This window comes from Streptomyces sp. NPDC002564, from assembly GCF_042889645.1.
Classification (GTDB): Bacteria; Actinomycetota; Actinomycetes; order Streptomycetales; family Streptomycetaceae; genus Streptomyces.
In genome coordinates this window covers 25,811-40,416 of sequence record NZ_JBIARE010000019.1, presented here as the reverse complement: position 1 = coordinate 40,416, position 14,606 = coordinate 25,811, and the positions used below count along the sequence as shown (strand labels likewise).

Annotated in this window: 14 protein-coding genes; 4 read left to right on the top strand and 10 right to left on the bottom strand. The window is 73.0% G+C overall.

Annotation, left to right across the window (positions count from 1 at the left end; genetic code table 11):
* Positions 1–211 precede the first annotated feature (211 nt).
* From mshC to ACFYXE_RS36755, 4 genes are all read right to left on the bottom strand, one after another.
* Positions 212–1,441 (bottom strand): cysteine--1-D-myo-inosityl 2-amino-2-deoxy-alpha-D-glucopyranoside ligase, encoded by a 1,230-nt coding sequence (gene mshC, locus ACFYXE_RS36770; RefSeq protein ID WP_389320452.1) that lies wholly within the window; start codon positions 1,439–1,441, stop codon positions 212–214.
* 190 nt (positions 1,442–1,631) lie between these two features.
* The gene (locus ACFYXE_RS36765; protein WP_389320449.1) at positions 1,632–2,456 is read right to left on the bottom strand and encodes an SCO1664 family protein; all 825 of its coding nucleotides are present in this window, start codon (positions 2,454–2,456) and stop codon (positions 1,632–1,634) included.
* Complete coding sequence (locus ACFYXE_RS36760; RefSeq protein WP_361180642.1) at positions 2,420–3,010, bottom strand: DUF3090 domain-containing protein; 591 nt, start codon at positions 3,008–3,010, stop codon at positions 2,420–2,422. The genes ACFYXE_RS36765 and ACFYXE_RS36760 overlap by 37 nt, the downstream gene beginning before the upstream one ends.
* Before the next feature lie 144 nt (positions 3,011–3,154).
* Complete coding sequence (locus ACFYXE_RS36755; RefSeq protein WP_389320445.1) at positions 3,155–3,841, bottom strand: histidine phosphatase family protein; 687 nt, start codon at positions 3,839–3,841, stop codon at positions 3,155–3,157.
* 62 nt (positions 3,842–3,903) lie between these two features.
* On the opposite strand from ACFYXE_RS36755, the gene corA reads away from it, so the two are divergent.
* A complete protein-coding gene (gene corA / locus ACFYXE_RS36750) occupies positions 3,904–4,905 on the top strand; it encodes a magnesium/cobalt transporter CorA (protein ID WP_389320442.1) in 1,002 nt (333 codons plus the stop codon).
* Between the two features lie 22 nt (positions 4,906–4,927).
* On the opposite strand, the gene ACFYXE_RS36745 is transcribed toward corA, so the two are convergent.
* Positions 4,928–5,716 carry a ferritin-like domain-containing protein gene (locus tag ACFYXE_RS36745; protein WP_389320439.1) on the bottom strand — a complete coding sequence of 263 codons (789 nt, stop codon included), beginning with the start codon at positions 5,714–5,716 and terminating at the stop codon, positions 4,928–4,930.
* A 329-nt stretch (positions 5,717–6,045) separates the two neighbouring features.
* Positions 6,046–7,101 carry an LLM class F420-dependent oxidoreductase gene (locus tag ACFYXE_RS36740; protein ID WP_361180648.1) on the bottom strand — a complete coding sequence of 352 codons (1,056 nt, stop codon included), beginning with the start codon at positions 7,099–7,101 and terminating at the stop codon, positions 6,046–6,048.
* A 193-nt stretch (positions 7,102–7,294) separates the two neighbouring features.
* Here ACFYXE_RS36740 and ACFYXE_RS36735 point away from each other — a divergent pair, with 193 nt between their 5' ends.
* The gene (locus ACFYXE_RS36735) at positions 7,295–8,275 is read left to right on the top strand and encodes an aldo/keto reductase (protein WP_389320436.1); all 981 of its coding nucleotides are present in this window, start codon (positions 7,295–7,297) and stop codon (positions 8,273–8,275) included.
* Positions 8,272–10,632, top strand: coding sequence for a helix-hairpin-helix domain-containing protein (locus tag ACFYXE_RS36730; RefSeq protein ID WP_389320433.1), 2,361 nt, complete (start codon positions 8,272–8,274; stop codon positions 10,630–10,632). The genes ACFYXE_RS36735 and ACFYXE_RS36730 overlap by 4 nt, the downstream gene beginning before the upstream one ends.
* Positions 10,633–10,712: 80 nt before the next feature.
* Here the strand turns inward: ACFYXE_RS36730 and ACFYXE_RS36725 are convergent, their stop codons facing one another.
* Entirely contained in the window at positions 10,713–11,486 is a 774-nt protein-coding gene (locus ACFYXE_RS36725; RefSeq protein WP_389320430.1) for a hypothetical protein, read from the bottom strand.
* Positions 11,487–11,533: 47 nt separating this feature from the next.
* Here ACFYXE_RS36725 and ACFYXE_RS36720 point away from each other — a divergent pair, with 47 nt between their 5' ends.
* Positions 11,534–11,722 carry a DUF5703 family protein gene (locus ACFYXE_RS36720; protein WP_150219581.1) on the top strand — a complete coding sequence of 63 codons (189 nt, stop codon included), beginning with the start codon at positions 11,534–11,536 and terminating at the stop codon, positions 11,720–11,722.
* Positions 11,723–11,861: 139 nt separating this feature from the next.
* On the opposite strand, the gene ACFYXE_RS36715 is transcribed toward ACFYXE_RS36720, so the two are convergent.
* From ACFYXE_RS36715 to ACFYXE_RS36705, 3 genes are all read right to left on the bottom strand, one after another.
* Positions 11,862–12,686 carry a chaplin family protein gene (locus tag ACFYXE_RS36715; RefSeq protein WP_389320426.1) on the bottom strand — a complete coding sequence of 275 codons (825 nt, stop codon included), beginning with the start codon at positions 12,684–12,686 and terminating at the stop codon, positions 11,862–11,864.
* A gap of 138 nt (positions 12,687–12,824) precedes the next feature.
* A complete protein-coding gene (chpH, locus tag ACFYXE_RS36710) occupies positions 12,825–13,058 on the bottom strand; it encodes a chaplin ChpH (RefSeq protein WP_361177196.1) in 234 nt (77 codons plus the stop codon).
* A gap of 221 nt (positions 13,059–13,279) precedes the next feature.
* Entirely contained in the window at positions 13,280–14,605 is a 1,326-nt protein-coding gene (locus ACFYXE_RS36705; protein WP_389320422.1) for a M20/M25/M40 family metallo-hydrolase, read from the bottom strand.
* Position 14,606: the final 1 nt, after the last annotated feature.

The window sequence follows — 14,606 nt, the reverse complement described above, 5'->3', positions numbered from 1 at the left end:
CCGGCGTTTGAGGACGAGCCCGCAGGGCGATCAACCCGCACCCAAAAACCGACCGCACCCCCCCCAGCCCGTCCGGCGTTTGAGGACGAGCCCGCAGGGCGATCAACCCGCACCCAAAAACCGACCGCACACCCCCAGCCCGTCCGGCGTTTGAGGACGAGCCCGGAGGGCGATCGACCTGGCCAGAGGCCGACCGCCACAGGACGAACCGCTACAAGGCCACGCCAAGCAACGCATCGACGGCCCGCGACACCACCCCCGGCGCCCCCTCGTCCACGCCCCCGTCCGCGGCCTGCGCCGCGGCCCACCGGTCGACCGCGGCCAGCGCGGCCGGCGCGTCCAGGTCGTTCGCCAGAGCCTCCCGCAGCTCCTCGACGAGCGCCTCGGCGGGCGGCCCGTCGGGACGGGACACCGCCGCACGCCAGCGGCCGAGCCGCTCGACGGCCTCTTCGAGGACGCCGTCGGTCCACTCCCAGTCCGCGCGGTAGTGGTGCGCGAGGAGGGCGAGCCGGATCGCCGCCGGGTCGACCCCGTCGTGCCGCAGCTTCGACACGAAGACGAGGTTGCCCTTGGACTTGGACATCTTCGCGCCGTCCAGGGCGACCATGCCCGCGTGGACGTACGCCTTGGCGAAGGGGAACTCGCCGGTCAGCGCCTGCGCGTGCGAGGCGCCCATCTCGTGGTGCGGGAAGGCGAGGTCGGACCCGCCGCCCTGCACGTCGAAGCCCATGCCCAGGTGGTCGAGGGCGATCGCCACGCACTCGATGTGCCAGCCGGGCCTGCCGCGGCCCAGGCTCGCGCCGTCCCAGCTCGGCTCGCCCTCACGGGCGGCCATCCACAGCATCGGGTCGAGCGGGTCCTTCTTGCCCGGACGGTCCGGGTCGCCGCCGCGCTCGGCGGAGAGCAGCTTCATGGCCGCCCTGTCGAGCCCGGACACCTCCCCGAAGTGGGTGTCGGACTCGACGGAGAAGTAGACGTCGCCCTCCAGCTCATAGGCGGCGCCCATGTCCCGGAGGCGTTCGACGAGCGGCACGATGCCGGGTATCGCCTCGACGGCTCCGATGTAGTGCTGGGGCGGCAGGAGGCGCAGCGCGGTCATGTCCTCGCGGAACAGCGCGGTCTCGCCCTCGGCGAGCTCGACCCAGTCCTTGCCGTCGCGGTTGGCGCGTTCCAGGAGCGGGTCGTCCACGTCGGTCACGTTCTGGACGTAGTGAACCTGCCGCTTGGTGTCGAGCCACACGCGCTGGACGAGGTCGAACGCGTTGTAGGTCGCCGCGTGACCCATATGGGTCGCGTCGTACGGAGTGATGCCGCAGACGTAGATACGGGCGACGGGACCGGGGTCGAGGGTGACGAGTCCACCGGTCGCGGTGTCGTGGATCCGGAGGTCGCGGCCCTTGCCGGGAAGGGCGGGGACCTCAGAAGCGGGCCAGGCATGCATGCCATGAGCCTAACCGGACGGGCCGTCCGCATACGAGTGGGGATCAACGAAGCGATGGCCGGACCCGCGCTCTTGCGGGATCGGGCCCCGTGTGCCGGGCCCGACGGGGCCCCGCGAGGGCCCTTCCGAGCCCTGCGGCGGCCCTGCGGCGGCCCGGCGCCCGGCCCGCCCGGCCGGGTGCGCGAACGGGCTAGACCGGCGGCCAGGGGATCGCGGGCCACTCCCCCGAGGGCTCCGGGTGGCGCCCCGAAGCCAGCAGCGCGGCCACCCGCGCGCGCAGCGCCCCCGCCTCGGCGGGGGTGATCAGCGCGGAGAGCCGCTCGGCCAGCGCGGCGCCCTCCTTGAGGCCGTCCCGCAGGACCTGGAGGGCGCCGACCGCCTCGTCGGTCAGGGGCTCCCCCGCCCAGCCCCACAGGAGCGTGCGCAGCTTGTTCTCGGCGTGGAAGGTGACGCCGTGGTCGATGCCGTAGAGGCGCTCGCCCGTGGCCAGGAGGTGGCCGCCCTTGCGGTCGCTGTTGTTGATCACCGCGTCGAGGACGGCGAGCCGCCGCAGACGGACGTCGTCGGCGTGCACGAGCAGCGCGGTGCGCTCCTCGTCGACCTGCGCGAGACCGACGGCCTTCCAGCCCTCGCCGGGCTCCTCGCCGTCGACCAGGGCGAGCAGCTCGGTGTCGCCCGTCGCCTCGATCCACAGCTGGCACATGCCCTCGCCGTGCGGCCCCTGGCGCAGCACGGTCGGCGGCACCAGGTCCCAGCCGGTGGCCAGCGACACCTCGTACGCGGCGACCTCGCGCTGCGCGAGCGTGCCGTCGGGGAAGTCCCACAGGGGCCGCTCCCCGGCGACCGGCTTGTAGACGCAGGCGGCCTCCTGGCCCTCGTACGCGACCGTGCAGTAGAGCACCGCGTTCGAGGCCTCGCGGATCCGGCCGCGTACGGTCAGCTCCCCGTGGGTGAGGAGCGCCACGGGGTCGTCGACGCTCACGCTCCCCGCCGGTATCCGTTCTGGCGCGGGCATACGTGTCCTTCCGGGTCGAGCGGGAGGCTGCACAGCGGGCACGGCGGGCGGCCCGCGTTCACGACGTCCAGGGCGCGCTTGGCGAAGGCGCGGGCCTGCGCGCCGGTGAGGCGGACGCGGAGCATCGGCGGGCCGTTCTCCTCGTCCTGGAGGAGTCTCTCCTCGGCCTCGGCGAGGTCGTCCTCGGACTCGGCGTCCAGCTCGACGAGCGCCTGCGCCTCGACGATCATCCGCTCCTCCTCGCCGTCCCAGGCGAGGGCCATCGTGCCGACCCGGAACTCCTCCTCCACGGGGGAGTCGAGCGGCGCGCTGTCGGCGACCTCGGTGGGCGCCACGGCCGGCACGGCCGCGTTGCCGCCGCTGCGGCGCACGACCTCGTCGAGGAGCTCCTCCATGCGCTCGGCGAGCGCGGCCACCTGGGTCTTCTCCAGGGCGACGCTGGTCACCCGGATCCCCGCGGAGGCCTGGAGGAAGAACGTACGCCGTCCGGGCAGCCCGACCGTGCCCGCGACGAATCGCTCCGGGGGGTCGTAGAGGAACACCTGACGGGACACGTCCTGTCTCCATTGGATCGACTGCGGGGTACGGGGGTGCCGCGACGGATCCGACGCGGCGGCTGGAACGGCCCGAGCGGCTGGGCTGCTACGGGTGAGCCGCGGGCGCCGCTCCGGCCCGGTTCACCCTACTGCGGGCGACGATCACGGTGCGCCCGCACCGCCACCCACCGTGGCGTCGCCGCCGGACGGCTGCTCACGGGGCGCCAGCGAGGCGAAGTCGCCGGTGTCCCCGAGGCGGACCAGGAAGGGGCGCAGCCGGGTGTAGCGGATGACCGTGACGGAACAGGGCTCCACGGAGATCCGCTGGAAGAGGTCGAGGTGCAGGCCGAGGGCCTCCGCGACAAGGGACTTGATGATGTCGCCGTGCGAGCACATCAGGTAGACGGCGTCCTCGCCGTGCTCGCGCTCCACGCGCGCGTTCCACTCGCGGACCGCCTCGGCCGCCCGCGTCTGCATGGCCCGCATGGACTCGCCGCCCGGGAAGGCGGCGGCGGACGGGTGCCGCTGGACGACCTCCATCAGCGGCTCGTCGACGAGCTCGGCGAGTTTGCGGCCCGACCAGTCGCCGTAGTCGCACTCCCCGATGCGGTCCTCCGTGTGGGCCTGGAGGCCGGGGCGGGCGGCGAGCAGCGGCGCCACGGTCTCCTGGCAGCGCTGCAGGGGGCTGGCGACGACCTCGGCGATCGGCAGCGCGGAGAGCCGCCCGGGCAACGCGGCGGCCTGCGCGGCGCCCCGCTCGTCGAGGGCCACGCCGGGGGTCCACCCGGCGAGCAGGCCGGCGGTGTTGGCCGTGGAGCGTCCGTGCCGGACGAGGATCAGCGTGGGCATGCGGCTCAGCCTATGCGCCCGAGGGGGTGCGACCGGAGTGCAGGTTGGGAAGAATGCGCTGTGTGATCGTCGACTGCGCCATCTACCGCGAGGGGCGACGTACCGAAGGCCCCGAGGACTTCTCCGATGCCCTGGACGAGGCCAGGGCGGCCGGTGACGCGTTCGTGTGGATCGGTCTGCACGAACCGACGGCGAACGAGTTCGACAAGGTCAGCCAGGAGTTCGGGCTGCACCCACTGGCCGTCGAGGACGCCCTCAAGGCCCACCAGCGGCCCAAACTGGAGGTCTACGACGACTCGCTGTTCATGGTCCTCAAGCCGGTCGTGTACGAGCCGGACAGCGACACGGTCTCCTCCGGCGAGGTCATGATCTTCGTGGGCGACTCCTTCGTGGTGACCGTCCGGCACGGCGAGGGCGCGCCCCTGGGGGTCGTACGCCATCGTCTGGAGGCCGATCCGGACGTCCTCAAGCACGGCCCGACGGCGGTCCTGTACTCGATCGCGGACGCCTCGGTGGACCACTACCTGGAGGTCGCCGACGAGCTGCAGGCCGACCTGGAGGTCCTGGAGGCGGAGGTCTTCTCGCCGGACGGCGGCAGCGCGTCGCGGAACACGGCGTCGCGGATCTACACCTTCAAGCGGCAGATCCTCGAATTCCGCCGGGCCACGGGACCGTTGGCGCTGCCGCTGGCCCGCCTCTCCGGAGTGGGCCCCTTCAGCGCGTCGGTGCCCTTCGTGGACGGCTCGGCGCAGCCGTTCTTCCGGGACGTCAACGACCACCTGACGCGGGTGAACGAGTCGGTGGAGGGCCTGGACCGGCTGGTGTCGGACATTCTGTCCGCGCATCTGGCGCAGATGAGCGTGCGGCAGAACGACGACATGCGGAAGATCTCGGCCTGGGCGGCGATGGCCGCGGTCCCCACGATGATCGCCGGCATCTACGGCATGAACTTCGACCACATGCCCGAGCTGCACTGGTGGTGGACCTATCCCGCGGTGATCCTCCTGATGGCCGTCCTGGAGGTCCTGCTGTACCGGCTGTTCAAGCGCCGGGGCTGGCTGTAGCGCGCGGCCCGGCGCCCGGGCGTCAGGCGAGCTCGGGGGCGGCGGTCGCGGGACCGCCCAGGGCGTCGCGCCGCTCGGGCATCCGCAGGGAGACCATCCGCCGCCAGCCGCCGGCCCGTTCGGCGGCGTACATGGCGTGGATGCCGCCGGTGAGCAGCTGCCGCTTGGCGTGCGGCCAGTGGAGGAGTCGGCCCATGTGGTCCATCACGGACAGGCTGACGTCGCGGTAGACGCGGATCTCGGCGAGCGCGCACTCGCGCAGGGTGCGCTGGATCGCCCGGCCGTGCCCGGCGCGCGCGAAGCGCAGCAACTCCTCGTGGCAGTACGCCAGGTGGTTGTCCTCGTCGGCGGAGATCATCCGGACGGCGCGGCCGATGTCCGGGTGGTCGGCGAAGTAGCGCAGCAGCAGCCGCATCTGTTCGGAGGCGCGCTGTTCGGTGACTCTGCTGTGCGCGAGGTAGGTGACGATGTCCGGCACGGTGAGCGGCTTGTCGGCCTTCAGCTGTTCGTGCGCGAGGCCGATGCCGTGCTTCTCCAGGAGCATCGTGTAGTCGGTCTCGTGCGGCACGGCGACCGGCCGCAGGCCGCGCTTCTTCAGCAGGGCGTGGAAGATCCTGCCGTGCTTGTCCTCGTCCGCGCCGTGCCGGGCGATCTTGGGGGCGAGGGCGCGCTCGCCCTCGGGGACGAGGGCGGCGATGCGCCCGTTCTCCCAGCCGCCCTGGGCCTCGCCGCTGGCGGCGATGGAGCAGAAGAGCCGGAACGACTCGTCCTGGTCGAGGATCTCCCTGAAGACACTCCTGGCCGACAGCATCACTGGCACCTCCATGCCCCTGTGCGCGAACCTCCGCAAAGAAATAGTCAAGTGCGAGGTCGCGTGTCGGGCAACAGGTGCCGCGGCCCACTGCGCCGAACGAAGGACGCCGACACCGCCACGAGGCCGTAACCGCGCGCCCGGTGGCGCGTTGTTACCCGTGACGGCCGTGGCGGGGAAGACCCCCCGAGCCCCCACCACGGCCGCTGACTTCTCCGAATCCCCCGGCTCTCCCCCGGCCCTCCGCAGGCCGCTCCTCGGGCCCTGCCGCAGGTCCCGCCGCAGGCCCTCGCCAGGTCCCTCCTCAGGCCGCTTTCCGGCCGCACGCGCTACGCGACGCCGGAGCGCTCCAGGGCCTCCGTGCCGGCGCGCAGCGCGGTCAGGCGCTCCTCCAGGGTGAAGCCCGCCGGGGCCAGCGTGAGCGTGGTGACGCCTGCGGCCGCGTACGCCCGCATGCGGTCGGCGATCCGGTCCACCGAACCGAGCAGGGTGGTCGAGTCGATCAGCTGCTGCGGCACGGCGGCCGCGGCGCCCTCCTTGTCGCCCGAGAGGTACTTGTCCTGGATCTCGGCGGCCTCCTTCTCGTAGCCCATGCGCTGCGCGAGCTGGTTGTAGAAGTTCTGCTTGCGGCTGCCCATGCCGCCCACGTACAGCGCGGTGTACGGCCGGAACATGTCGGCGAGCGCGCCGACCTGGGAGTCCTCGCCGACGGCCAGCGGCAGCGTCGGGACGATGTCGAAGCCCTCCAGCGTCTTGCCCGCCTTCTCGCGGCCCGCCCGCAGGTGGCGGACCGCGGTCTCCTCCAGGTGCTCGGCGGCCGGGAAGATCAGCAGGGCGCCGTCGGCGATCTCGCCGGTCTGCTCCAGGTTCTTGGGGCCGATCGCGGCGACGTACAGCGGGATGTGCTCGCGCTCCGGGTGGACGGTCAGCTTGAGGGGCTTGCCGGGGCCGCCGGGCAGCGGCAGCGTCCAGTGCGCGCCCTCGTACGAGAGGCGCTCCCGGGTCATGGCCTTGCGGACGATGTCCACGTACTCGCGGGTGCGCGCCAGCGGCTTGTCGAACTTCACGCCGTACCAGCCCTCGGAGACCTGCGGGCCCGAGACGCCGAGACCGAGGCGGAAGCGGCCGCCGGAGAGCGAGTCCAGGGTGGCCGCCGTCATCGCGGTCATCGCGGGCTGCCGGGCCGGGATCTGGAAGATCGCGGAACCGATGTCGATCCGCTCGGTCTGCGCCGCCACCCAGGACAGCACCGTGGCGGCGTCCGAGCCGTACGCCTCCGCGGCCCAGCACACCGCGTAGCCCAGCCGGTCGGCCTCCCTGGCGACGGCGAGATTGTCCGCGTCCATCCCCGCGCCCCAGTAGCCGAGGTTGATCCCGAGCTGCATGACCGATCCCCTTACCGCTTTACTCATCAGTAACGTCCTTGTGCCGGGGACTGTAGCGCGCGGTGGTGGATCCGTCAGTGACGGAGGGAACGGGTGACCGGATCTCCTGGAACGGGTGACCGGGTTCTCCACAGTCGCTGGTTTGTCCACAGGCTCGCCCGCCACGGGGATCCGGCCAGTAATCTCAGCGCCCATGGAGCAGAGGCATCTCGGCCGCACCGGCCTGCGCGTGTCCCGCATCGGACTCGGCACCCTCACCTGGGGGCACACCGAGGAGAACGACGCCGCCGACCTGTTGAAGGTGTTCTGGGAGGCCGGCGGCACCCTCGTCGACACCGCCGACGTGTACGGCGACGGCGAGGCGGAATACCTGCTCGGGCGCCTCATCGAGCGGCTCGTGCCCCGGCGCGATCTGGTCATCTCGACGAAGGCGGGCAGCGTGCCCGACCCCGAGCGGCGCTTCGACGGCTCGCGGGGCCATCTGCTCGCCGCGCTCGACGCCTCGCTCACCCGCCTCGGCACGGACCACGTGGACCTGTGGCAGGTCCACGCCTTCGACCCGGGGACGCCCCTGGACGAGACGCTGCAGGCCCTGGACCTGGCGGTCAGCAGCGGGCGGGCCCGCTATGCGGGCGTCTCCAACTTCTGCGGCTGGCAGCTGGCCAAGGCGGCCACCTGGCAGCTCGCGCTGCCCGGCTCGCGCACCCGGCTGGCCGGCACCCAGATGGAGTACTCGCTGTTGCAGCGCGGCGTCGAGCGCGAGGTGCTGCCGGCCGCCCTCGACCTGGGCGTGGGGCTCCTGCCGTCCTCGCCGCTCGGCCGGGGCGTGCTCACCGGCAAGTACCGGCACGCCACGCCCGCCGACTCGCGCGGCGGCTCCGACCACCTGGCGCCCTTCGTCGCGCCCTACCTCGACGACACGGCGAGCCGCATCGTCGACGCGGTGGCGACCGCGGCCGACGGGCTCGCGGTCACCCCGCTGCAGGTCGCCCTCGCCTGGGTGCGGGACCGCCCCGGAGTGACGGCCCCGATCGTCGGCGCGCGCAACGCGCAGCAGCTCACGGCCGCATTGTCAGTGGAGACCCTTAGTCTTCCTGACGAGATCTGCCGGGCGCTCGACGACGTGTCGGCGCCCGTGCACCGCTATCCCGATCACGACTGGAGCACGCTGTGAGTACGGAACCCGCCGCCGCGGAGGACCCCGGGGCCGCTGCCGCGGAGCAAGCGGAGTCACCGGGCGCGGAGGAGACCACACCGACGGCGCCCACGACACCGGAGAGCGGGACCTCGCCGGACGACGCCCCGGAGGCGACGGACACGGCGGACACGGCGGACACGGCGGACACGGCGGACACGGTCGAAGAGTCCGGCGAGGACGACGGTGCCGGTGGCGACGGCGACGGCGACACGGAGTCTGACGCCGCCACAGACACAGACACAGACACAGACGCCGACGGCAAGGAGAAGGCCGAAGGCGCCGAGCTGTCCGAGGCCGAGGCCGAGATCGCCGCGCAGCGGGAGCTGCGGGAGCGCATCGAGCAGCGCAAGGCAGCGAAGCAGGCGCCGATCGACGCCGGGACCAAGCTGAGCGGCACCGCCGCCGATCTGCTGGCCGCCGTGCGGGCTGTGGAGAGCGGCGACAAGCCGGTGGCGAGCGCCTTCCGTGAGCCGGAGCCGGCCCCCCGCAGGCCCGCCCCGTCCCGCGCGCCCGAGCCCGTGCGCCCGCCGCGGGAGGCCGGGGCGCAGGCCCCCGCGGCCGAGGCCGTCGAGGCGGTCGGCGCCGTGCTGGCCGAGGGAGGCGCCCCGGCCGCGCTCGCCGCGCCGACGGCGGCCGCGCTCGGTGACGGCGCCGACGACCAACTGCGCGCGGACCCCTGGCAGTTGCTGCGGGTCACCGGCGTGCGGCCCGAGCAGGCCGACGGGTTCGCCCGGGCACTGCTCGGCCCGGAGTGCGGGCCCGACGACGAGCGCAGGGGGCGCGCGGTCACCGTATGGCTCCTGGAGCAGGCCGCCGTCGCGGGGCACACCGCGCTCGACGCGTCGGCCCTGACCGCGGCCCTCGGGCAGCGTGCGGTGCCGGACCCCGACGCGGCCGTGCAGAGCGCCGTCGCCGAGGGCGACGCCCTGGTCTTCCAGGACGCCGTCGAAGGGACCGACGTGCCGGTCCAGCGCGCCGACGAGGACAGCGCGCGGGACGCGGCGGACGGCGCGGAGGAGGACGCCGAGCCGGAGCGCCCCGTCCGCGTCCTGATCGGCCTGGAGCGGTACGCCCTCGCGGAGGAGAGTCTCGCCGACGGCCTCGCCCGCGTGATCAACTCGTCGGCCAAGGACGACGCCCCGGGCCCGCGGGAAGCGGACTGGGAGGCCGCCGCGGCCCGGACGTCCGGGTCGGCCGCCGAGCTGATCCGCGCCGTCGCCGGGCACGGCCTCGTGCTGCACTCCGGCGGCGAGGAGGCGCGGGCCGAGCCCGCGGCCCTGGTGGCCGCCGCCGCGGCGCTGGGCCTGCGGGTCTGCGCAGCCGCCCACGCCGGCCAGGGCCGCGACCGCCTCGCGCGGGCGACGGACCGGGCGGACGGCGCGGTGACCGTGGCGGGGCTGCTCTCCGGCGCCCAGGGCCCCGGCCGGGACGCGGACGGCGCGCTCGCGCTCGACCTCCTGGTCGTCCTGGACGCGCCGCAGCTGGACGTGGAGAGCGCGGCGATGCTCGTCGAGTCGCTGCCGGACGGCGCCCGCCTGGTGCTCAGCGGCGATCCCGGCGTGCTGTGGTCGGCGGGTCCTGGCCGGGTCTTCGCCGACCTGCTCGCCGCGCGCTGCTGCCCGCAGGTCGTCTCCCGCACCCCGGACCCGGGCCCCCTCGGGGAGCTGACGTCCGGCATCGCCATCGGCGAGCTGAACCAGGTCGAGGCCCCCGGCAAGGAGGTCGTCCTGGTCCCGGTGCGCGACGCCGCCGAGGCGATCCACCGCACCGTGCAGCTCGTCGCGGACTCGGTGCCGCGGGCGATCGGCGTACCCGCCGGGCAGACGCAGGTCATCACGCCGGGCCACGGCGGCGCCGCGGGCACCCGCGCGCTCAACGCCGCCCTGAAGGAACGGCTGAATCCGGGCCCCGGCCGCTTCGGCGGCTTCGACCCGGACGACCGGGTGGCCCACGCGCCCGCGGCGGGCCGCACGACGCTCGGCCGCGTGGTGCGCGCGGACGCGGAGGGGCTGCACCTGGAGTGCGACGGCGCGCCCGTGGTCGTCCCCAAGGAGCGGGTGGAGCGCGAGGTGCGGCACGGCTGGGCGCTCACGGCGCACCAGGCGGCGGGGCAGCGGTGGCCGGCCGTGGTCGTGGTGCTGCCGGGCGACGCGGCGGCACAGCTGACCCGCCCCTGGGTGTACACCGCGTTCAGCCGCGGCGAGCGGCATCTCTCGGTCGTGCAGGGCGTGGAGCAGGCGCTGCCCCGCGCGGTCGCGGAGCGCCTGTGGAAGGACCGTACGACGCGGCTGCAGACGCTGCTGCGCCCGCAGGTGCCGGCGGCCACGGCCTGACCCGCCGGGCCCGGGCCCGGATGCGGGTGTGCCCGCCACCCCCGGACGGGGGCGGCGGGCACCATGAGCGTCGCCCGGTCCTACGGGTGGGCGGCCCCGCGCCGTCGTACACCGTCGACCGCATCATCCGGTTCGTCGGGTCCATCGGATTCGTCGTCCGATTCGTCGTCGATCTCGTCGAGCGGCACCGCCACGTCCGGGTCGATGTCGTCGTCCGTGTCGAGGCCGTCGAGGCCCTCGTCGTCCAGCTCGTCGTCGAAGACCACGCTGACGTCGAAGCGGCACACCACCCGGTGCGGGTCGGCCTGGTCGAAGGGGGCGTCGAGCCACTCCCCCGGCTCGGCCGGGGCGTCCACCGCGTTGACCCAGAGCGTGGAGTCGCCCTCCTCCAGGCCGAATTCCTTGTGCCGGGAGGAGATTTCGTCCGGTTCGAACTCGCCGAAGAGGACGCCGAGCGCACTGTGCACGGTGTCGGCGGAACCGGCTCCGGTGTCCCGGCCCGCCTCCAGGTCGGCGACCCGCTGGGCCTGGGCGAGGAGCCGCTGCGGCTCCACCACGGTGTAGTCGCGGCGGATCAGCACGCTCAGGGCGTTCGCCTCGTCCGGGCCCTGGTACGGCGGCAGGGCGTCGTCCGTGCCGGGGATCTCGAAGGGGGTGACCTCGTCGTAGCGGTCGTAGAGGAGCTCGTCGTACTCCTCGGCCGCCGCGGCGAGTTCGTTGAACGCCTCGTAGACGGCGGGATCGTCCTCGCCCGACCTGCGTTCGACCGCGGCCAGGTGGCGGTCGAGCGCGGTCTTGACCGCCTCGGCGGCGGCACGTACCTCGGCAGCGGTGGGCTGCGCAGCATCAGACATAGTGCAGACGCTATCCGTACCGGGCCCATGCCCGCACAATAGATGCGATGCCGGAATACGAATTTGTCGACGTGTATGTACCGCGCGGGGTCACCCGCAAGGAAGCCACGCGCCTGCTGACGGACCACGCCGAGTACGGACACTGGGAGTTGGACCGCCTGAGTCTGCACCCCGACGGAAGCCGCAGAGTGCGGCTGAAACGGCGGATCATCCGCCAGCTGAGAGCGACCTGGTGAACCGCCGGGCCTGACCCGCGGCGCGGACGGGCCGGGCGGACCGGGCACGGGAAACGGGCACGAGAACGCGCACGAGAAACGGAGCGGGCCCCGCCACGGCGGGGCCCGCTCCGTTCGGCGCCCTGGGACGCGGGGTGTCTCAGGCGGTCGCCCGGGCCCTGCGGTAGAGCACGGTGCCCGCGATCAGCGCGCCCGCGCCCACCGGCAGCGCGAGACCGAGCGGCAGCTCGCTGCCGGTCGACGCGAGCTGCGAGGTGCCCTCGGGCGGGGTGACGGCCTGGGCGCCCGGCTGGTTCGGGATCGCACGGTCGACCGGGCTGACCTGCTGCGGGGAGGACGGGGTGCCGGGCTGACCCGGCTTGCCCGGGTGCGCGGGCTTGACGGGCTGCTCGGGCGTGCCGGGGTTGCCCGGCTGCTCCGGCTTCCCGGGGTGCTCCGGTCCCGTCGGGGGCTTCTCGCCGCTCGGCGGCGTGACCGTACCGCCGTCGTCGTTGGCGCATTCGTTACCCATGGCGGCGTTGCCGAGGCCGCCGATGGTGACGCTGTTGCCGCAGACGTTCACGGGGGCGTGGATCGGCAGCTGCACGTTGTTGCCGGAGCCGACGCCCGGCGAGTCGCCGGTGTGGCCGTGAGCGGTGGATCCGCCGCCCGACTGGTGGTGCCCGCCGTTGTCGCCGTAGCCGCCGTCGTCGCCGTAGCCACCGCCGCCACCGCCTCCGTGGGAGGTGTTGGCGCACTTGTTGCCCGCCGCCGGGTTGAGGACCCCGACCACGTTCACGGTGTTTCCGCACACGTTGAGCGGGACGTGCACGGGAAGCTGCACGCTGTTGCCCGCCAGGACGCCCGGGGAATCCGAACTGCTCCCGTCGGCGCCCGAGTCCGCGTGCGCGTATCCGCCGGTCGCGGCGAGCACGCCGGTGGCGGCCGCCACGGTGATCAGGCCTTTGCGCGTGACCTGTCGCATAGCTGTTCCCTGCCTTTGCCTTCCGGAATGCGTACGGGCCCGCTTGCCCGGACGCGTCATGCCCGTCGGCCCCGGAGTGCATGGCGCGCACTCCGGGGCCGACGGCCTCAGCCCTTCACGGGGTGAGGCACAACAACGTCACTTGTTGATGCAGGTGTTGCCGAAGGTGGGGTTCAGCAGCCCGATCACGGAGACCGTGTTGCCGCAGGCGTTGACCGGCACGTGGACCGGGACCTGGATGACGTTGCCCGAGACCACACCGGGGGACTTCACGGCGGCACCCTGGGCACCGGCGTCGGCAGCGGCGATGCCCGCACCAGCGAGCACGAGACCACCAGTGGCAGCCGCAGCAGCGACGACCTTCTTGATCATTATTCCTCCTTGTTGGCAAATGCAGTCCCAGCCGCGGACTGCACCACCTGTAACGAGGGGGAAGTAGTGGGGCTACGAGCGCGCGCGGGCTTTCACTCTTTTCAGTCAAGTACGTACGCGCTGGCGATTATTGGAGAGTCGTTTCAGCACGTAAAACGGCCGGTTCCCGAAGGGTCCCGGCCGTGTCACGTCAGGTCACGTCAGCTCACGTGCGGCGCACGTCACGAGGCGTCGATGAACCGGTCGAGCACCCGGACACCGAACTTCAGGCCGTCGACCGGCACCCGCTCGTCGACGCCGTGGAACATGCCGGCGAAGTCCAGCTCCGGCGGCAGCTTCAGCGGCGCGAAGCCGAAGCCGCGGATGCCGAGGTCGTCGAACGACTTGGCGTCCGTGCCGGCCGAGAGCATGTACGGCACGGCACGGGCGATCGGGTCCTCGGCCCGCAGCGCGGTCTGCATCGCGTCGACGAGCGCTCCGTCGAAGGTGGTCTCCAATGCCTTGTCGGCATGTACGTCCTCGCGCTTGACCCTCGGACCGAGAATGCGGTCCAGATCGGCGAGGAACTCCTCCTCGTAGCCAGGCAGGTAGCGGCCGTCGACGTGCGCGGTGGCCTGCCCGGGGATCACGTTCACCTTGTACCCCGCGCCGAGCTGCGTCGGGTTGGCGGTGTTCTGGAGCGAGGCGCCGATGAGCTTGGCGATGCCGCCGAGCTTGGCGAGCGTCTCGTCCATGTTCTCCGGGTCGAGCTCGGTGCCGAGCGCGTCGCCCAGCTCGTCCAGGAAGTGCCGCAGGGTCTTGGTGACCCGCACCGGGAACTTGTGCCGGCCCAGCCGCCCGACGGCCTCGCTGAGCTCGGTGATCGCGTTGTCCTTGTGGATCATGGAGCCGTGTCCCGCGGTGCCGTCCACGGTCAGCTTCATCCAGTGCATGCCCTTCTGGGCCGTCTCGACGAGGTAGAGCCGGAGGTTCTCGTTGACGGTGAACGAGAAGCCGCCGACCTCGCTGATCGCCTCCGTGCAGCCCTCGAAGAGGTCCGGGTGGTTGTCGACGAGGTGCCGCGCCCCGTACGTGCCGCCCGCCTCCTCGTCCGCGAGGAAGGCCAGGACGATGTCGCGCGGGGGCTTGCGACCGGTGCGCATGCGCTCGCGCACGACCGCGAGGGTCATCGCGTCCATGTCCTTCATGTCGACGGCGCCCCGGCCCCACACGCAGCCGTCCGCGATCTCCCCGGAGAAGGGGTGGTGCGTCCAGTCGGCGGCGTTGGCCGGGACGACGTCCGTGTGGCCGTGGATGAGGAGCGCGGGCCGCGACGGGTCCTCGCCCTCGATCCGGGCGACCGTCGAGGCCCTGCCGGGGTGCGACTCGAAGATCTTGGGTTCGAGGCCGACCTCGGCGAGCTTCTCCGCGACGTACTCGGCGGCCTTGCGCTCCCCCGGGCCCGAGTGGTCGCCGTAGTTGCTCGTATCGATCTGGATCAGTTCGCGACAGAGGTCGACGACCTCGTCCTCACCGGTGACGGCCTTACCCGTGCTGGACCCGCTCACG

What these genes read in the sequence shown, in the direction of transcription:
- mshC (WP_389320452.1), bottom strand. Translation starts at nt 1,441, where the DNA reads ATGCATGCCTGGCCCGCTTCTGAGGTCCCCGCCCTTCCCGGCAAGGGC.
- ACFYXE_RS36765 (WP_389320449.1), bottom strand. Translation starts at nt 2,456, where the DNA reads ATGCCCGCGCCAGAACGGATACCGGCGGGGAGCGTGAGCGTCGACGAC.
- ACFYXE_RS36755 (WP_389320445.1), bottom strand. Translation starts at nt 3,841, where the DNA reads ATGCCCACGCTGATCCTCGTCCGGCACGGACGCTCCACGGCCAACACC.
- ACFYXE_RS36745 (WP_389320439.1), bottom strand. Translation starts at nt 5,716, where the DNA reads ATGCTGTCGGCCAGGAGTGTCTTCAGGGAGATCCTCGACCAGGACGAG.
- ACFYXE_RS36740 (WP_361180648.1), bottom strand. Translation starts at nt 7,101, where the DNA reads ATGCAGCTCGGGATCAACCTCGGCTACTGGGGCGCGGGGATGGACGCG.
- ACFYXE_RS36735 (WP_389320436.1), top strand. Translation starts at nt 7,295, where the DNA reads ATGGAGCAGAGGCATCTCGGCCGCACCGGCCTGCGCGTGTCCCGCATC.
- ACFYXE_RS36725 (WP_389320430.1), bottom strand. Translation starts at nt 11,486, where the DNA reads ATGTCTGATGCTGCGCAGCCCACCGCTGCCGAGGTACGTGCCGCCGCC.
- ACFYXE_RS36720 (WP_150219581.1), top strand. Translation starts at nt 11,534, where the DNA reads ATGCCGGAATACGAATTTGTCGACGTGTATGTACCGCGCGGGGTCACC.
- ACFYXE_RS36715 (WP_389320426.1), bottom strand. Translation starts at nt 12,686, where the DNA reads ATGCGACAGGTCACGCGCAAAGGCCTGATCACCGTGGCGGCCGCCACC.
- chpH (WP_361177196.1), bottom strand. Translation starts at nt 13,058, where the DNA reads ATGATCAAGAAGGTCGTCGCTGCTGCGGCTGCCACTGGTGGTCTCGTG.